The sequence below is a fragment of the Massilia sp. Root133 genome, from assembly GCF_001426525.1.
Taxonomy (GTDB): domain Bacteria; phylum Pseudomonadota; class Gammaproteobacteria; order Burkholderiales; family Burkholderiaceae_D; genus Telluria; species Telluria orientalis.
This window is the reverse complement of record NZ_LMEW01000010.1, coordinates 120,692-136,734: the sequence shown is the minus strand read 5'-3', so window position 1 is coordinate 136,734 and position 16,043 is coordinate 120,692. Positions and strand designations below refer to the sequence as shown.

Here is a 16,043-nt window from a genome sequence, read left to right as displayed (position 1 = left end):
GAGGGCTAACACAGCTATGCATGCACCAGCTTTTTTCACCGGAAGCTAACAGCAACCCCGTCCACCTACAAGAAAAATATGTGGGGAAGGGTCAGGGTCTGACCCCGAATTTGAGAAATTGCCTAAAAACGGGCTCTGACCCCGATGTTGGTGGTGAACCGCGTTTGACCCGCCGGTGATGGGTTTCTGCGCCGCATTGGTTTGACGGCATGGGTGGATCGGGGGACCATGGCGCCAACGTCAACGCTCCCGCTTCGTCCATGCCCGTCTCCTCCCCGCCCCAGCTCGGCCTGGTCTGCATCACCGTCTCGAAGGACATCCGCTACCGCACCGTCACGCGCAAGCGCCTGCTGGAGCAGTCGGACGACGGCCAGCGCAAGCTGCTCGACGACATCTACCGCGACAACCTGCAGACGCTGGACGGCGCGCTGCAATACTGCCGCCGCAACGGCATCCGCCTGTACCGCATCCCGTCGTCGATCTTCCCGTTCTTCGACGAGGACATCGGCCGCGCCGTGATGCAGCCCCTCGTGCCCGCGCTCGCGCGCACGGGCCGGCGCGCGACGGAACTCGGGCTGCGCCTCGTGATGCATCCGGACCAGTTCGTCGTGCTCAGTTCCGACTCGCCCGACGTCGTCGCCAACAGCGTCAAGATCCTGCAGATGCACGCCGACATCATGGACCTGCTGGAGCAACCGCGCTCGCCGTGGGCGCTGCTCGAGATCCACGGCGGCAAGGCGAACCGCAGCGACGCGCTCGTCGAGCGCATCCGTGCGCTGCCCGACGCGATCCGCCTGCGCCTGTGCCTGGAGAACGATGAATATTCATACGGCGCGGACGCGATCCACGACGTGTGCATGCGCGCCGGCGTGCCGATGGTGTTCGACGCGCACCACCACATCGTGCACGACAAGCTGGCCAGCTACGACGACCCGAGCGTGGCCGCGATGCTCGCCGCGGCGCGCGCGACGTGGCCCGTGCCGGCGCACCAGGTCGTCCACATCTCGAACGGGCGCGACGGGTTCAACGATCGCCAGCATTCGGACCTGATCACGACGATGCCGGCGGCGTATGTGGAGGCGCCGTGGATCGAGATCGAGGCGAAGTTGAAGGAAGAGGCGATCGGTGGATTACAGGGTTGGCTCCGACCCGTCGCCCCCGCGAAGGCGGGGGTCTAATTGTTCATGATCTGTCGAAACGCATGCAACCCCGGGTCCCCGCCTCCGCGGGGACGACGTTGTGCTGCTTAGCGGTTGACAGCGCCCATCGCCCCTTCCGGATACCGCGTCCCCGCCGCAGCCCCGCGCGGAAAGATCGCTTCCAGCTCCGTCAACTGCGCCGGCCCGAGGTCGATGTCGACGGCCTCCACGTTCTCGTCGAGGTAGGCGCGGCGCTTGGTGCCGGGAACCGGCACGATGTCCGGCCCCTGCGCCAGCACCCACGCGAGCGCCAGCTGGCCCGGCGTGCAGCCCGCCTCGCGCGCCAGTTCGCGCACCTTGTCGACGAGCGCGATGTTCTGCGCGAAGTTCGCGCCCTGGAAACGCGGGCTGTTGCGGCGGTAGTCGTCCGGCGCGAAATCGTCCGGCGTACGGATCTCGCCCGTGAGGAAGCCGCGGCCCAGCGGGCTGTATGGCACGAAGCCGATGCCGTGGCGGCGGCACGCATCGAGCACGCCATCCTCGGGGTCGCGCGTCCATAACGAGTACTCGCTCTGCAGCGCCGTCACCGGATGCACTTTCACGGCGCGCTCGATCGTGTGTACGGACGCCTCGGACAAGCCCACGTGGCGCACCTTCCCGGCGCGGACGAGGTCCGCCAGCGCGCCCATCGTGTCCTCGATGGGCGTAGCCGGGTCCACGCGGTGCTGGTAATACAGGTCGATCGTGTCGATGCCGAGCCGCCTGAGGCTCCCCTCGCAGGCGGCGCGTACGTACTCGGGGCGGCCGGAGACGCTGAAATCGCCCGGATTCTCGGGCGTTCTCTTGACGCCGAACTTGGTGGCGATGACGAGTCCCTCGCGCCGCCCGCGGATCGCGCGCCCCAGCAAGACCTCGTTCGTGTGCGGGCCGTACATGTCGGCCGTGTCGAACAGCGTGACGCCCAGGTCGATGGCGCGCTGGATCGTCGCGATGGATTCGGCGTCGTCGCGGTTGGCGTAGAAATCGCTCATGCCCATGCAGCCCAAGCCGATGGCCGAGACGTGCAATCCTTCATTGCCCAGCTGACGTGTCTTCATGATGGTCTCCGTGCGATCGATGGGCGTGACGATAGCCGTTTCGCGGCGACGGCGGCACACGACAGGTTTATGATCATGCAAGCATTCACATCGTTCATGACGGACATGGGAAATGTGAATTGGGAGTTTCCGAGTGTGAAGTCCAGAATAGACGACCATGCCTCTTATGCACTTCATGGATGACCGGGCCTGGAGGCGGACGTGATCGTCCGCGACCGCCCATCGGCCCTGCGGCTGTTCTTCATCATGCGCGGCTCGATCCTGCCGCGCATCTGGATGCACCTCGCGGTCAGTACGCTGCTCGCGGTCGTCGTCACGTGGACCGACGGCCAGTTCGGCCACCACAAGCTGCATTTCACGACGACGCCGTTCACGCTGATGGCGCTCCCCCTCGCGATCTTCCTCGGCTTCCGTAACAACGCGGCCTATGACCGCTACTGGGAAGGCCGCAAGCAGTGGGGAGAACTGATACTGCGCAGCCGCAGCCTCGCGCGCCAGTGCCTGTCGCTCGTCGCGCCCGGCCATCCGACCGCAGACGATCCCCACCTGCGCATCATTCGCCGCGCCATCGCGTACGCGCATGCGCTGCGCCACCGGCTGCGCGGCGACACCGACGGCAATGCCGACGTCGCGCCGTGGATCGCACCAGCCGAATGGGAACGCGTGCGCACGCAATCGAACGTCCCGTACGCGCTGATGCTCGAGATGGGCGTCGACCTCGGAGAATGCCTGCGCACGGGCCGCCTGGACGCCTGCCTCGCGCCGTCCATCGACACGAGCCTGTCCGCGCTGACGGCGGTGGCCGCGTCGTGCGAACGCATCCGCGGCACGCCGATCCCGTTTTCGTACACGCTGCTGCTGCACCGCACGGCGTACCTGTATTGCTTCCTGCTGCCGTTCGGCCTCGTGGACACGATCGGCTACCTGACGCCCCTTGTCTCGGCCATCGTGGCCTACACCTTCTTCGGCCTGGACGCCCTCGGCGACGAACTCGAGGAACCCTTCCGCGCGTCCGACAACGGCCTGCCGCTCGAGGCCCTGTGCCGCACGATCGAGATCGACCTGCGCACCGCCCTGGGCGACCGCGACCTGCCTCCCCCGCTGCTGCCGGAGAACTACCGGCTCAGCTAGTTCCACCCCGACGTAGACCCGAGAAAGACATGAAGACAGAATACCTGGACCGTATCCGCTGCGCCTCGCTGCGCGGCCGCGTCACCAGTGCGCACGAGGCCGCGCGCTGGATCAAGGACGGCATGACCGTCGGCATGAGCGGCTTCACCCGCGCCGGCGACGTCAAGCTCGTGCCGGCCGCGCTGGCCGAGCGCGCCCGCACGGAGCCGTTGAAGATCACGCTGATGACGGGCGCCTCGCTCGGCAACGACACCGACAAACGCCTCACCGAAGCGGGCGCGCTGGCGCGCCGCATGCCGTTCCAGGTGGACCCCGTGCTGCGCGCGGCGATCAACCGCGGCGAGGTAATGTACATCGACCAGCACCTGTCCGAGACCGTCGAACAGCTGCGCAGCCGCCACATCGCCCCGGTCGACGTGGCCATCGTGGAAGCGGTGGCGATCACGGAAGACGGCGCCGTCGTGCCCACGACCTCCGTCGGCAACAGCGCCAGCTTCGCGATCCTGGCCGACAAGGTGATCGTCGAGATCAACCTCGCCCAGTCGGCCGGCCTGGAAGGCCTGCACGACATCTGGATTCCGAAGAAGCGCCCGTTGCGCGAACCGATCCCGATCATGTCGGCCGACGACCGCGCCGGCACGCCGTGGATCGCCATCCCGCCCGAGAAGATCGTTGCGATCGTGCTGTCCGACCAGCCGGATTCGACGTCGTCCGTGCTGCCGGCCGATAGCGAGACGGCCGCCATCGCGGACCACCTGATCCGCTTCTTCGAAAGGGAAATCGAGGCGGGCCGCCTGACGAAGGAACTGCTGCCGCTGCAGGCCGGCATCGGCACGATCGCCAACGCGGTGCTGGCCGGCTTTGCCGACAGCCCGTTCGAGCGCCTGACGATGTATTCGGAAGTGCTGCAGGATTCGACGTTCGACCTGTTCGACGCGGGCAAGCTGGATTTCGCGTCCGGCTCGTCGATCACGCTGTCGCCGGAAAAGAGCCGGCAGGTGTTCCGCGACTTCAGCCGCTACCGCGACAAGCTCGTGCTGCGCCCGCAGGAAGTGTCCAACCACCCGGAAGTGATCCGCCGCCTCGGCATCATCGCCATCAACACGGCGCTGGAAGCGGACATCTACGGGAACATCAATTCGACGCACGTGCTGGGCACGCACATGATGAACGGGATCGGCGGCTCGGGCGACTTCGCGCGCAACGCCTACCTGTCGATCTTCGCGACCAAGGCCACGGCCAAGGGCGGGAAGGTGTCGTCGATCGTGCCGATGGTGACGCACGTCGACCACACGGAGCACGACGTCGACATCATCGTCACGGAACTGGGCCTCGCCGACCTGCGCGGCCTCGCGCCGCGCGAGCGGGCCGAGGTCATCATCGAACAGTGCACGGCCGAACCGTACAAATCGATGCTGCGCGCGTACGTCGCCGAAGCGCAGCAGCGCGGCGGCCAGACGCCGCACGTGCTGGAGCAGGCGTACGCGTGGCACACCCGCTACAGCGAGACGGGCTCGATGCTCGAACCCTGAACCTTCAGCGCACCTCCAGCTGGAACGGCGCGGCCGGCAGGTCGTCCGCGCCGAACAGGTTCACGAACGGCGCGTCGGCCCACGCGTAGCGCACGCGCGTGACGTCCGGCGTGCCGGCGCCGGCCAGGACGACGGTGTCGCCGGCCACGCGCGCATCGGCATAGCGGCACGTCGTGCCCGCGCACACCTCGAACGCGTTGGCGCGGTCGGACGAATACGTCGCCAGGCCGCCGCCCGTGTCCTTGAACGTCACGACGATGTCGCCGCCCTTGCGCTGTGCCGACACGGCCGTCGGGCTGCCGGGGATCGTCTTCTCGCCATACGCGACGGCGCGGGCCGCGCGCGCGAGGCGCTCGCCGACGAGCGTCTTCTGGGTCGGGTGGATGTCGAAACGGTCGCCCACGTCGATCGTGACGGCCAGGCCCGCGTGCGGGTCGTTCGCCACCGCGGCCGCCTGCGCGTCGCGCAGCTCGGCCCAGCCGGACTGGCCCGGCGTTTTCGCCGGCGACCCATACGACGTCAGTTGGACGACGAAGAACGGGAGCGTCGGCTGGCCGAAGCGCTGGCGCCAGTCGCGCATCAAGAGCGGCAGCAACGTGCGGTATTCCTGCGCCGCGCCGGCGTTCGATTCGCCCTGGTACCACGCGGCCAGCTTGAATTTATAGCCGACCAGCGGCGCGATCATGCCGTTGTACAGCGTGGTCAGGCTCGTCGGCACGGACCACGCCGCCGGCGGCACCGACTGGCCTTTCATGGCGCCGCCGCGCTGGACCTTCCATGCGGCCGGCAGCGGGATCGCCTGGCCGTCCGCGAGGCCGATGCTGCGCTTGTCCACCGGTCCCGACAGGCCGCCGCCCTGCCCGCCGCTCAGCACGCGCATGGCGATCACGTTGCGGCCCGGCTTGAACACGCCGGCCGGCACATCGTAGTCGCGCCACATCCATCCCGTGCTGACGCCGCCCACGCGCACGCCGTTGACCCACGTCGTGTCGTACGTGTCGACAGGGCCCAGGTGCACCGCGTTCGCGGCCTTGGCCTGCGCTTCCGTCAGGGTGATCGTCGTGCGGTACCACGCGACGCCGTCGAAGTCCTTGAAGCCGGCCACGCCGCTGTCCTTCCACGATCCGGTCGGCGTGACGGTGGGCCACGCGCTGTCGTCGAAGTCCGGCGCGATCCACGCACGCTGCGCGGCCGCCGCCGGGTCGTGCGCCGTCCACCAGGCCTCGTTGCGGGCGTCCTCGGCGCGCATGCCGGCAACCGGATCGGCCCCGTACTGTTTGACGGCGTCGACGCCGGCCGTGTAGTCGCTCACAGTACGCAGCGACTCCCCGCCGATCCAGCCCTGGATCGTCGTGCCGCCCCAGCTGGCGTTGACGAAGCCGACCGGCACCTTGTAGCTGCCCTGCAGCGAGCGCGCCATGTAGTAGCAGACGGCGGACGCATCGCCGATGGTGTCCGGCCCCGCGATTTTCCACGCGACCGGGCCCTTGAGCTCATCCTGCGGCGCGGCCGTGCTGTTCTTCTCGACGTTCAGGAAGCGGATCTTGTCGTTGGCCGCCGTCATCGTGGTCGACCACGCGTTGGTCGAGTTGTGCACGACGAATTCCATGTTCGACTGGCCCGAGCACAGGTAGACGTCACCGACGAGGATGTCGGCGCGGCTGACGGTCTGGCCGCCCGAGGCGACCGTCAGCGTGTACGGGCCGCCCGCCGGCTGCGGCGGCAATTGCGCCTTCCACTTGCCGCGCGCATCGGCGGTGCCGGTCACGGTGCGTCCGCCCAGCGTGACGCTCACCTTGCTGCCGGCGCCGGCCGTGCCCCACACGGCAATCGGCTGGTCGCGCTGCAGGACCGCGTGGTCGGCAAAAATACGGGCCAGGCCCAGGTCGGCCGCCTGCCCCGGCAGGCAGGCGCTTGCCGCCGCGAGCGCCAGCAGGCGTGCGGCGATGCGTGTTGTCTCCATCATGATTCCTCGTCGTTGTTGAATGTTTGCGCAACCATTTTTAGGGAAACCATGTTATACCAAGGCTGGGACGGCCGCACGCGTTGTTTGCATTGGGCAAAAAAAACCAGCCCGCAGGCTGGTGTTGCGCGAAACACGGCGCCGCGGGCGCCGCATCGGGCCGATCAGTAGCCGCGGCTACCGGTGCCCTGGCTGCCGCTGGTCGTGCTGGAGCTGGTGCCGGTGCCCGCTGCGCCCGTGCCGGTCGCGCTGGTGCCCGTGCCCGAACCGGAGCCCGTGCCGCTCATGCCGCTCGAACCGGACAGGCCGGTGCCGCTGGCGCCGGTGCTGCCGCTCATGCCGCTGGTGCCCGACGAGCCGGAACCCGTGGTGCCGGTGGCGCCGCTCGAACCCGAGGAGCCGGTGCCGGTACCGGTCGGCGGCGTGGTCGTGCCGCTGCCGGTGCCCATGCTGCCGCCGGTGCCGGTGCCCGTGCCGCCCGACGTGCCGCTGCCGCCGCTGGTGCCGGTGCCGGTGCCGGTGCCGGTGCCGGTGCCGGTGCCCATGCTACCCGACGAACCGGAGGTGCCCTGGGTATCCTGGCTGCCGCTCGACGACGAGCCGCTGCTGGAGGAACCGCTGGTGCCGCTCGAACCGCTGCTCGAGCTGCTCTTCTTGTGGTGTTTCTTCTTCGTGTGTTTCTTGGTGGTCGAGCTGCCCGACGTCGACTGATCCTGCGCGGTCGCGCTGCTGCCCGTCGACGAACCGGTCTGCGCCTGCGCGTTGACCGTACCGAACATCGCCACCGTGACGGCAGCACCCAGTAGGCCCTTCAGTAACTTATTCATTTTCATATCGCTCTCCTCGGAGAATGGATTTGGGGCAAAAAAAGCTCTGCAATATCAAGAAGATACTGTGGAGGCGCAGTTTAAAGACATCGCCGTGAAGGGTGCGCGCGTTAGCCGCGCGGAAACAAAAATCAGTGCGCCCCGGCCGCCTGCGCCGCGAGCGTGCCCATCCGCGTGTACAGGTCGAGGATGTTGCTCTTGTCGTCCGGATAGACGCGGTTCGACAGGAACACGTAGAACGACTTCGACTGCGGATCGACCCACAGGATGCAGCCCGTGAAGCCGGTGTGGCCATAGCTGCCGACCGGGTACACGGTGCCGCGCGGGCGCTTCGCGTACGGCGAATCGATGTCCATGCCGAGACCGCGCCTGGCCAGGCCAGGGGGCGATTGCACCGTCGTCAGCAGGCGCACGCTGTCCGGGCTCAGGATGCGCACGCCGTCCAGCACCCCGCCCGCCAGCAGCATGCGGGCGTAGCGCGCCACGTCGCCGACGGTCGTGAACACACCGGCCGAGCCCGCCACACCGCCCATGCGGCGCACCGTCGGATCGTGCACGACGCCGCGCAGGAGCTCGCCCGGCGCGAGGTCGCCATGCGCGCCTTTCCCGTCCGCGCTGCCCACCTGGGTCGGCGCGATCGTCTCGACGTCGACCCGGCGCAGCGGCAGGTAGCCCGTGTCGCGCATCCCCAGCGGCGCGTAGATGTGCGACTGCGCGTAATCGTCCAGCGGCGTGCCCGTGACCTTTTCGACGACCTGGCCCAGCAGCACGTAATTGACGTCGGAATAGCGGAAGAACGTACCGGGCGGGTGCGTAACAACCTGGTCGCACGCGAGCTTGTGCGCGGCCACGCGGCCTTTCCATGCAGGGACGGCCGGCAGCCCGGCGGGCAAGCCCGAGCTGTGCGTGAGCAATTGCCGGATCGTGATCGTTTCCTTGCCGCCGCCCGCGCATTCGGGGAAGTATTTGACGAGCCTGTCATCCAGGCCGATGCGCCCCTGCTCGGCCAGGATCAGCACGGACGGCGCCGTCGCGAGCACTTTCGTCAGGGACGCGGCGTCGAACGTCGTCGCCGTCGTGACGGCCGGCGCATCCCGTTCGTAGGTCAGGCGGCCGTAGGCGCGTTCGTAGACGGCGTCCTCGTGCTCCAGGTGGAATACGGCGCCGGGCAACTTGTGGGCGTCGATGGCGCCCTCGATGGCGGCGTCGATCTGGGGAAAGCGGCGCACGTCCAGCCGTGGGACATCGGCCGCGGGCACGCTCGGTACACGGGCAGGCAAGGTGCAGCCGGCAGCGAGCACGGCGATGCAGGGAAGCAGGTAAATACGCATGTTGAGCAAACGGAGATGCCGTGGAGACATTGTTCAACAGGCCATCATATGCCGTTCCGGACCGTGGCGCACGCGAAAAATTCGATCGGCGTATCATGAGGCGATGAATGCACCGATGATTCCTTTCTCGATACTCGACCTCGCCCCGATCACCGAAGGCAGCGACGCTGCCGAATCGTTCCGCCGCACGCTCGACCTCGCGCAGCACGGCGAACGCTGGGGTTACCACCGCTTCTGGCTCGCCGAACACCACGGCATGCCGGGCATCGCCAGTGCGGCGACGGCGGTGCTGATCGCCCACGTGGGCAACGGCACCTCCACCATCCGCCTCGGCGCCGGCGGCATCATGCTGCCGAACCATTCCCCGCTCGTCATCGCCGAACAGTTCGGCACGCTCGAATCGCTGTTCCCGGGCCGCATCGACCTGGGCCTCGGCCGCGCGCCCGGTTCCGACCACGCGACGGCCCGCGCGCTGCGCCGCAATCTCGCCTCCGACGCGGACGAATTCCCGCAGGACGTCGTGGAACTGATGGATTATTTTGCGGACGCCCCGCGCCGCCACGTGCGCGCCGTGCCGGGTGCCGGCCTCAAGGTGCCCGTGTGGATCCTCGGCTCCAGCCTGTTCGGCGCGCAGCTGGCGGCGATGCTGGGCCTGCCGTACGCGTTCGCGTCGCACTTCGCGCCGCAGATGATGATGCAGGCCATCGAGATCTACCGCGCCAACTTCCGCCCCTCGGCCCAGCTCGACAAGCCGTACGTGATGCTCGGCTTTAACGTGTTCGCCGCCGAGACCGATGCGGAAGCCCAGTGGCGCGCGACGTCCATGCAGCAGGCGTTCGTCAACCTGCGCAGCGGCCATCCGACGCGTCTGAAACCGCCCGTCGAAGGCTATCTCGACCTGCTCGGCCCGGCGGAGCGCGGCATGCTCGACGGCGTACTGTCGTGCTCGGCGATCGGCTCGCCCGAGACCGTCGAACGGCAGCTCGGGGATTTCATCGCGCGCACGGGCGCGGACGAGCTGATGATCACGTCGCAGATCTACGACCACGCGGCGCGGTTGCGCTCGTACGAGATCGCGGCGGAGATCCGCCGCAAGGGTGATCTGGCGAACATTCAACCGGCGCGGCCTTAGCCACACTTGTCATCCATGGACGGCACCGGGCCGTTGATTGCATAACCATGGAGGACGTATGAACACCAAACTGATCGCCGCAACCCTGATGCTCTCGCTCGCCTCGACAGGCGCCGCCTATGCCAAACCCAGCTGCGCGAAAGGCGCCATCGTCGGCGGCGTCGGCGGCCACGTGGCGGGCAAGCACGGCTTGCTGGGCGCTGCCGCCGGCTGCGCCATCGGCCACCACATGGCCAAGAAGCAGGAGAAGGAACAGCAGCGGCAGGCGCAGGCGCAAGCACGGCAGCAGGCCGCCAACAGCCAGCAGCCGGCGCCGCGCAAATAAGCTAACTCGTCGTTTCCGGAAACGACTTCCCGCGCAGGCGCGAACCCAATTTGTGCGATTTGCCGGCAAACTTGGGCCCGCCTGCGCACCTGCTGTCCGGAATAATTTTTACCGTCGAAATAGGCCCGCCATAGGGAAAAACCGTCGTTCCCGGCATTGCCGGAAACGACTTCCCGCGAACGCGGGAACCCATGCTGACTGCTCGAAGTCGACTCTTTGCAGCCAACGAGGTGGAAATGAGGAACGTAGTCAGCATACTCAGTATGGATTCCCGCTTGCGCGGGAATGACGATGCTATTTCTGACGGTTTTTGAAAACAATATTCCGGACACTAGTGTGCCTGCGCGGGGACGGGGTGCGTCAGGCGTCCCCCGTCCCCGCCTGCAACGCGTCGATCACATGGCGCGTCGAGCGCACCTTGCCCATGACGGGGAAGATGCGCCCGCAGGCGAACGCGTGCGCGTCCGCCGCCATGCTGCTCATCGCATCCTCGACGAAGACGAGCTCGTAGCCGCGGTCGAACGCGGCGCGCGCCGTCGACTCGACGCCGAAGTTGGTGGCGATGCCCCCGAGGACGATCGTCTTGATGTGGCGCCGGCGCAGCAGCTGGTCCAGTTCCGTGCCGTAGAAGGCGCCCCACTGGCGCTTCGTCACGACGATGTCCTGCGCCTGCACCTGCGCGTCCGGCGCCAGCAGCGACGCATCCGGCGGCGGCGCGGGCGTGCCGGGTTTGCGCAGCGGGGCGTCGGCCGGCGGCAGTTGCATCTGGTCGACGAGCACGCGCACGAAGATCACCATGCCGCCGCGGTCGCGCATTTCCCCCGACAGCAGCACGCAATTGCCCACCACCTGCTCGGCCGTGTACGGGGCCAGGTCGCGTTTCACATTACTGTTCTGCAAATCGATCAGCACCAGGGCGGTGCGGCCGATATCGATGTCCAGGTCGATCATGTAAAGTCCTCCTCGCCACGCAGTATCCACCGGCAGGCGATTTGGTGGCGCCGGTTTCCGCTGTGCTAAATTCCCTGCATCATGCAAAGAACCACCATCGCCGCCTTGTGCGCCCTGCTGGCCGGCTGCGCCGGCCAGCCCGCCCTCACCGACTACACCGTCAACTCGGGCGCGCAGCGTAGTAGCGCGCAGCAGGCGCTGTCGTTCGACCATGCCGACCTGAGCCTGCGCATCGACCCGGACAGCCGCAGCCTGCGCGGCGACGCGACGCTCACGTTCAGCGCCGGCGCGCCGCTGGACAGCATCGAACTCGACCTGGACCGCAACCTGCCCATCGACGCCATCACGGTCGACGGCCAGCCGCTCGCGGCCGACCGGTGGCGCAATCCGGACGGCAAGCTGACGATCGCGCTGCCGCAGCGGCTGGAACCGGGCCGCCAGGTCAGGGTGCGCGTGACGTACCACGGCGAACCGCACGTGGCCAAGCGCGCGCCTTGGGACGGCGGCTTCGTGTGGGCGCGCACGCCGGACGGCAAGCCGTGGGTCGCGAGCGCCGTCGAAGGCGAAGGCTGCGACCTGTTCTGGCCGTGCATCGACCATCCGATGGGCAAGCCGAAGGTCGTCGACGAACACATCACCGTGCCCGCGCCGCTCGTGGCCGCGGGCAATGGCGTAGCCATGGGCATGACGGAAGCGAACGGCTGGCGCACGTGGCACTGGCGCGCAAAGTACCCGAGCACCTACGGCATCGCCATCAACGTGGGGCCGTACGAGGTGCTGTCCGGCGAGTACCGCAGCCGCTACGGCAATACGATCCCGCTGCGGTTCTGGTACCTGCCGCAGAACAAGGCGCATGCGCAAGACCTGTTCTCGGAATTCCCGAAGATGCTGGATTTCTTCGAATCGACGATCGGTCCCTACCCGTTCGCCGACGAGAAAATGGGTGTCGTCGAAACGCCGCACAAGGGCATGGAACACCAGACCATCAATGCCTACGGCAACAAATACGTCAAGACGCCGTACGGCTACGACGACCTGCTGCAGCACGAATTCGCCCACGAATGGTTCGGCAACCAGCTCACGAATGCCGACTGGGACGACATGTGGCTGCACGAGGGCCTCGGCTCCTACATGCAGCCGCTGTACATGCAATACCTGCACGGCGACCAGGAATATTTCGCCGCGCTGATGCAGCAACGCGCGGGCATCCGCAACAAGGCGCCGCTCGTGTCCGGCAAGCACAAGCGCGAGGAAGACGTCTACGACCTCAAGCGCGGCGGTCCCGGCGGCGACATCTATTCGAAAGGCTCGCTCGTGCTGCACACCTTGCGCGGCCTGATCGGCGACGACGCCTTCTTCCGCGCCGTGCGCGAACTCGTGTACGGCACACCCGACCCACGTCCCGGCAATTTCTCGCCGCGCTATGCGACGACGCCGGACTTCATCGCCATCGTCCAGCGCGCGAGCGGACGCGACCTCGGCTGGTTCTTCCAGGCCTATATGTACCAGGCCGGGCTGCCCGAGCTCGTGGCCACGCGCCGCGGCGACACGCTGGACCTCGCATGGAAGACGGCCGCACCTACCCCGTTCCCGATGCCGCTCGACGTGCGCGTGGACGGGCGCATCGTCACCCTGCCGATGGCGGATGGACACGGCAGCATCGCGCTGCCGCCGTACGCGACCGTCACGCTCGATCCGCATTCGAAGATCCTGCGGCGCGAGAAGCGCTTCGAGGTGTTCCAGCGCTACCAGGAACGCACGCAGAAGCAGGCGAAACCGCTAGGGTAATGCCTTGCCGTCGACGTCGATCCGGCGTACTTGTCCCAGGTTCAGCGCGCGGATCGGCGCCTCGATCTTGCTCATGTCGCCGACGACGATCCACACGGGTTGCCGCGGCAGCACCACGCGCGCCGCGAGCGCGTTCAGCTGCGCGGGCGTGACGGCCAGCGCCGTCGCCGTGTACGTGTTGTAGTAATCCTCGGGCAGGCCGTATTGCAGGATCGTCGCGTAGGCATTGCTGAGCTGGCTGACCGTCTCGAACGAACCGGGCAGGCCCAGCGTCTCGTTTGCCTGCGCATCCTGCAGTTCGCGCGGCGTGATGGGGCGGGCGCTGCCCAGCTCGGCGTATTGGCGCGCCAGCTCGCGCAGCGCGTCGGCCGTTTTATCGGTCTGGACCGGTGAATCGCTGACCAGGATGCGCTGCCCGCGCGCCGCGACGAGCGACGAGCCGACGCCATACGACCAGTGTTTATCTTCCCGCAAATCCATGTTCAGGCGCGAACTGAACGTGCCGCCGAACACATCGTTGAGCAGGTTCAGCGCGACGGCATCCGGCGTATTGCGCGGCGGCGCCAGCTGGGCGCCGACGATGTCGCTCTGCAGCGCGCCCGGACGGTCGATCAGGTAGATCGTGGTGCCGGCCGGCTGGTCGACCTTGGCGATGTCGTGCGCAGGCAAGGTGCCGGCCTGCCATGCGCCGAACGCGCGCTCCAGCAGGGGTGTCAGTTCGGCCAGGGTCGTGTCGCCGACGACGAGCAGGGTCGCGTTGTTCGGCTTGAACCACGTGGCGTGATAGCCCTCGAGATCGCCGCGTGTCATGCGCGCCACCGCGGCTTCCGTGCCGGTGCCCGTCAGCGGCAGGGAATACGGATGGCCGGGGCCGTACAGCAGCGGCGGCAGCACGCGCAAGGCCATCAGGCGCGGCACCGTCTGCTCGCGCTGGATCGCGGCCAGCCGCGTCTTGCGCACGCGCTCGAAATCGGCCTGCGGAAAGGCCGGACGCAGCGCGAGGTCGGCGTACAGCCCCAGCGCCTGCGCCAGGGTCGGCTTGAGCACGTTCATGTTGACGAACGCGCCGTCCAGGTTGATCGATGTGCCGAACGATGCGCCCAGCGCTTCCAGTTCGCGGCTGATCTGCAGCGCGCTGCGCGACGTCGTCCCCTCTTCCAGCATGCGCAAGGTGAGGCTCGCGAGGCCCGGCAGCGCCTGCGCATCGGACGCGAAGCCGCCACCCAGCATCAGCGACAGGTTGATCACCGGCGCGCCGTGGCGCTCGGCCAGCACGACGTTCATGCCATTGGACAGCGTCGTCTTCTGCATGGGCGGCAGGGTCAAGGTTTCCGGATGGCCGGCCGGCGGGCCCTTGCTCCGGTCCACCGTGGACGCCCCCGCCGCGAGCCCGGCCGGGAATGGGTCGACCTCCAGCACGTAGTCGCCGTCGGCCAGCCAGTCGAGCATCGCCTTGCGGACCGCCGCCGGCGTCGCGTCCTTGATGCGCTGCAGGTACAGTTTGTAGCAGTCCGGATTGCCCGTGTACGTGGCGCAGCGCGCCAGCACGTCGCTCTTGCCGCCGAAGCCGCCCACGCGCTCGACGGCACGCGCGTGCTGCGCGAGGATCGTCGTCTGCGCAAGCCGCAGTTCGGCGGCCGTCGGGCCGGATTTCATCAGCGCGCGCAATTCCTCGTCGGCCAATGTTTCCATGCGCGCGACGTCGGCCGCAGGCGCCCCCGGCTTCGCGGTCAGGTTGATGCCGAACTGGCCGGCGATTTCGTTCGAATCGTTGCCGGTGCCGACCGACGTCGCCAACTGTTCCTTGACGACGAGGCGCTGGTACAACCGCGACGTCTTGCCGCCGCCCAGCACCTGCGCGGCGAGGTCGAGCAGCGGTTCCTCCGGCGTATCGGCGCCGGGCACGTTCCACAGGCGGTAGATGCGGGCCTGCGGCACGCGGTCCTGGACCTGGCCCCGGTGCGTGCCGCTGCGCTTCGCGATCCACGCTTGCTGGTGGGCCTGCGGCGGGCCGGGCGGAATGTCGCCGTAGTATTTTTCGACCTTCTCGCGGGCCTGCTGCGGCGTGATGTCGCCGGCCAGCACGAGCACGACGTTGTTCGGGCCGTAATGACCCTTGAACCAGTCGGTGACGTCCGTCATCGATGCGGCGTCGAGGTCGGCCATCGCCCCGATCACGGTCCACGAATACGGGTGGTTGGCCGGCCATGTGTTCTCGGTGACGACCTGCTCGACGATGCCGTACGGCTGGTTCTCGCGCTGCCGTTTCTCGTTCTGGACGACGCCGCGCTGCAGGTCGAGCTTCTTCTGGTCGAGCACGTTCAACAGGTGTCCCATGCGGTCGCTCTCGGCGAACAGCGCATAGTCGAGCATCGAGGTCGGCACGGTCTCGAAGTAATTCGTGCGGTCCTTGTTCGTCGTGCCGTTCAGGTCGGTGGCGCCGATGCCTTCCAGTGCCGACAGGAACGTCTTATTAAAATTGGCGCTGCCGGAAAACATCAGGTGCTCGAACAGGTGCGCGAAGCCCGTCTTGCCGGGCCTTTCGTTCTTCGAGCCCACGTGATACCACGTGTTGACGGCCACGACGGGCGATTTGTGGTCTTCGTGAACGATCACCGTCAGACCGTTCTTCAGGACAAATTTCGAGTACGGAATGTCGGGGATCGGAATATCGATACCGGCGTCGCGTGCGGGTGCGGGCGCGGCCAGTACAAGCATCAGTACCAACGACGAAACGAGGGCGAAGCGCATGCGGGTCTCCTGATGGGATGGACTGCCGCGCCCATTCTAAGCCAGGAAATGTTGCAGGGCTTGTCGTCCTGGACTG

At 67.4% G+C, this 16,043-nt stretch carries 12 protein-coding genes; 6 read left to right on the top strand and 6 right to left on the bottom strand.

Going from position 1 to position 16,043, the window contains the following annotated elements:
* Window positions 1–260: 260 nt before the first annotated feature.
* Entirely contained in the window at window positions 261–1,178 is a 918-nt protein-coding gene (locus tag ASD28_RS10280) for a hypothetical protein (RefSeq protein WP_056126841.1), read from the top strand.
* Window positions 1,179–1,246: 68 nt separating this feature from the next.
* On the opposite strand, the gene ASD28_RS10275 is transcribed toward ASD28_RS10280, so the two are convergent.
* Window positions 1,247–2,236 carry an aldo/keto reductase gene (locus tag ASD28_RS10275; RefSeq protein WP_056126854.1) on the bottom strand — a complete coding sequence of 330 codons (990 nt, stop codon included), beginning with the start codon at window positions 2,234–2,236 and terminating at the stop codon, window positions 1,247–1,249.
* 201 nt (window positions 2,237–2,437) lie between these two features.
* Here ASD28_RS10275 and ASD28_RS10270 point away from each other — a divergent pair, with 201 nt between their 5' ends.
* Both ASD28_RS10270 and ASD28_RS10265 read left to right on the top strand, forming a co-directional pair.
* Window positions 2,438–3,367, top strand: coding sequence for a bestrophin family protein (locus ASD28_RS10270; RefSeq protein WP_056126840.1), 930 nt, complete (start codon window positions 2,438–2,440; stop codon window positions 3,365–3,367).
* Between the two features lie 29 nt (window positions 3,368–3,396).
* Window positions 3,397–4,899, top strand: a complete 1,503-nt coding sequence (locus ASD28_RS10265; RefSeq protein ID WP_056126839.1) for an acetyl-CoA hydrolase/transferase family protein — start codon at window positions 3,397–3,399, stop codon at window positions 4,897–4,899.
* Window positions 4,900–4,903: 4 nt separating this feature from the next.
* Here ASD28_RS10265 and ASD28_RS10260 read toward each other — a convergent pair whose 3' ends face one another.
* The 3 genes from ASD28_RS10260 to ASD28_RS10250 form a co-directional block, all read right to left on the bottom strand.
* Window positions 4,904–6,865: a sialate O-acetylesterase gene (locus ASD28_RS10260; protein ID WP_056126838.1), complete on the bottom strand. Its 1,962-nt coding sequence runs from the start codon at window positions 6,863–6,865 to the stop codon at window positions 4,904–4,906.
* A gap of 161 nt (window positions 6,866–7,026) precedes the next feature.
* Entirely contained in the window at window positions 7,027–7,689 is a 663-nt protein-coding gene (locus tag ASD28_RS31755; protein ID WP_156650895.1) for a hypothetical protein, read from the bottom strand.
* 131 nt (window positions 7,690–7,820) lie between these two features.
* On the bottom strand, window positions 7,821–9,020 hold the full coding sequence (locus ASD28_RS10250) for a serine hydrolase (protein WP_082579123.1): 1,200 nt from the start codon (window positions 9,018–9,020) through the stop codon (window positions 7,821–7,823).
* 115 nt (window positions 9,021–9,135) lie between these two features.
* Here ASD28_RS10250 and ASD28_RS10245 point away from each other — a divergent pair, with 115 nt between their 5' ends.
* Both ASD28_RS10245 and ASD28_RS10240 read left to right on the top strand, forming a co-directional pair.
* Window positions 9,136–10,152, top strand: a complete 1,017-nt coding sequence (locus ASD28_RS10245) for an LLM class flavin-dependent oxidoreductase (protein WP_056126852.1) — start codon at window positions 9,136–9,138, stop codon at window positions 10,150–10,152.
* Window positions 10,153–10,210: 58 nt separating this feature from the next.
* Window positions 10,211–10,477: a hypothetical protein gene (locus ASD28_RS10240; protein WP_056126836.1), complete on the top strand. Its 267-nt coding sequence runs from the start codon at window positions 10,211–10,213 to the stop codon at window positions 10,475–10,477.
* A 360-nt stretch (window positions 10,478–10,837) separates the two neighbouring features.
* Here ASD28_RS10240 and ASD28_RS10235 read toward each other — a convergent pair whose 3' ends face one another.
* Window positions 10,838–11,428: an isochorismatase family protein gene (locus tag ASD28_RS10235; RefSeq protein WP_056126835.1), complete on the bottom strand. Its 591-nt coding sequence runs from the start codon at window positions 11,426–11,428 to the stop codon at window positions 10,838–10,840.
* A gap of 81 nt (window positions 11,429–11,509) precedes the next feature.
* Between ASD28_RS10235 and ASD28_RS10230 the strand changes: the two genes are divergently transcribed.
* On the top strand, window positions 11,510–13,216 hold the full coding sequence (locus tag ASD28_RS10230) for a M1 family metallopeptidase (protein WP_056126834.1): 1,707 nt from the start codon (window positions 11,510–11,512) through the stop codon (window positions 13,214–13,216).
* Here the strand turns inward: ASD28_RS10230 and ASD28_RS10225 are convergent.
* Complete coding sequence (locus tag ASD28_RS10225) at window positions 13,208–15,967, bottom strand: pitrilysin family protein (RefSeq protein WP_056126833.1); 2,760 nt, start codon at window positions 15,965–15,967, stop codon at window positions 13,208–13,210. The genes ASD28_RS10230 and ASD28_RS10225 overlap by 9 nt on opposite strands.
* Window positions 15,968–16,043 lie beyond the last annotated feature (76 nt).

Coding starts and splice junctions, on each gene's coding strand:
- ASD28_RS31755 (WP_156650895.1), bottom strand. CDS start 7,689: ATGAATAAGTTACTGAAGGGCCTACTGGGTGCTGCCGTCACGGTGGCG.
- ASD28_RS10230 (WP_056126834.1), top strand. CDS start 11,510: ATGCAAAGAACCACCATCGCCGCCTTGTGCGCCCTGCTGGCCGGCTGC.
- ASD28_RS10265 (WP_056126839.1), top strand. CDS start 3,397: ATGAAGACAGAATACCTGGACCGTATCCGCTGCGCCTCGCTGCGCGGC.
- ASD28_RS10250 (WP_082579123.1), bottom strand. CDS start 9,020: ATGCGTATTTACCTGCTTCCCTGCATCGCCGTGCTCGCTGCCGGCTGC.
- ASD28_RS10260 (WP_056126838.1), bottom strand. CDS start 6,865: ATGATGGAGACAACACGCATCGCCGCACGCCTGCTGGCGCTCGCGGCG.
- ASD28_RS10235 (WP_056126835.1), bottom strand. CDS start 11,428: ATGATCGACCTGGACATCGATATCGGCCGCACCGCCCTGGTGCTGATC.
- ASD28_RS10225 (WP_056126833.1), bottom strand. CDS start 15,967: ATGCGCTTCGCCCTCGTTTCGTCGTTGGTACTGATGCTTGTACTGGCC.
- ASD28_RS10275 (WP_056126854.1), bottom strand. CDS start 2,236: ATGAAGACACGTCAGCTGGGCAATGAAGGATTGCACGTCTCGGCCATC.
- ASD28_RS10240 (WP_056126836.1), top strand. CDS start 10,211: ATGAACACCAAACTGATCGCCGCAACCCTGATGCTCTCGCTCGCCTCG.
- ASD28_RS10245 (WP_056126852.1), top strand. CDS start 9,136: ATGATTCCTTTCTCGATACTCGACCTCGCCCCGATCACCGAAGGCAGC.
- ASD28_RS10280 (WP_056126841.1), top strand. CDS start 261: ATGCCCGTCTCCTCCCCGCCCCAGCTCGGCCTGGTCTGCATCACCGTC.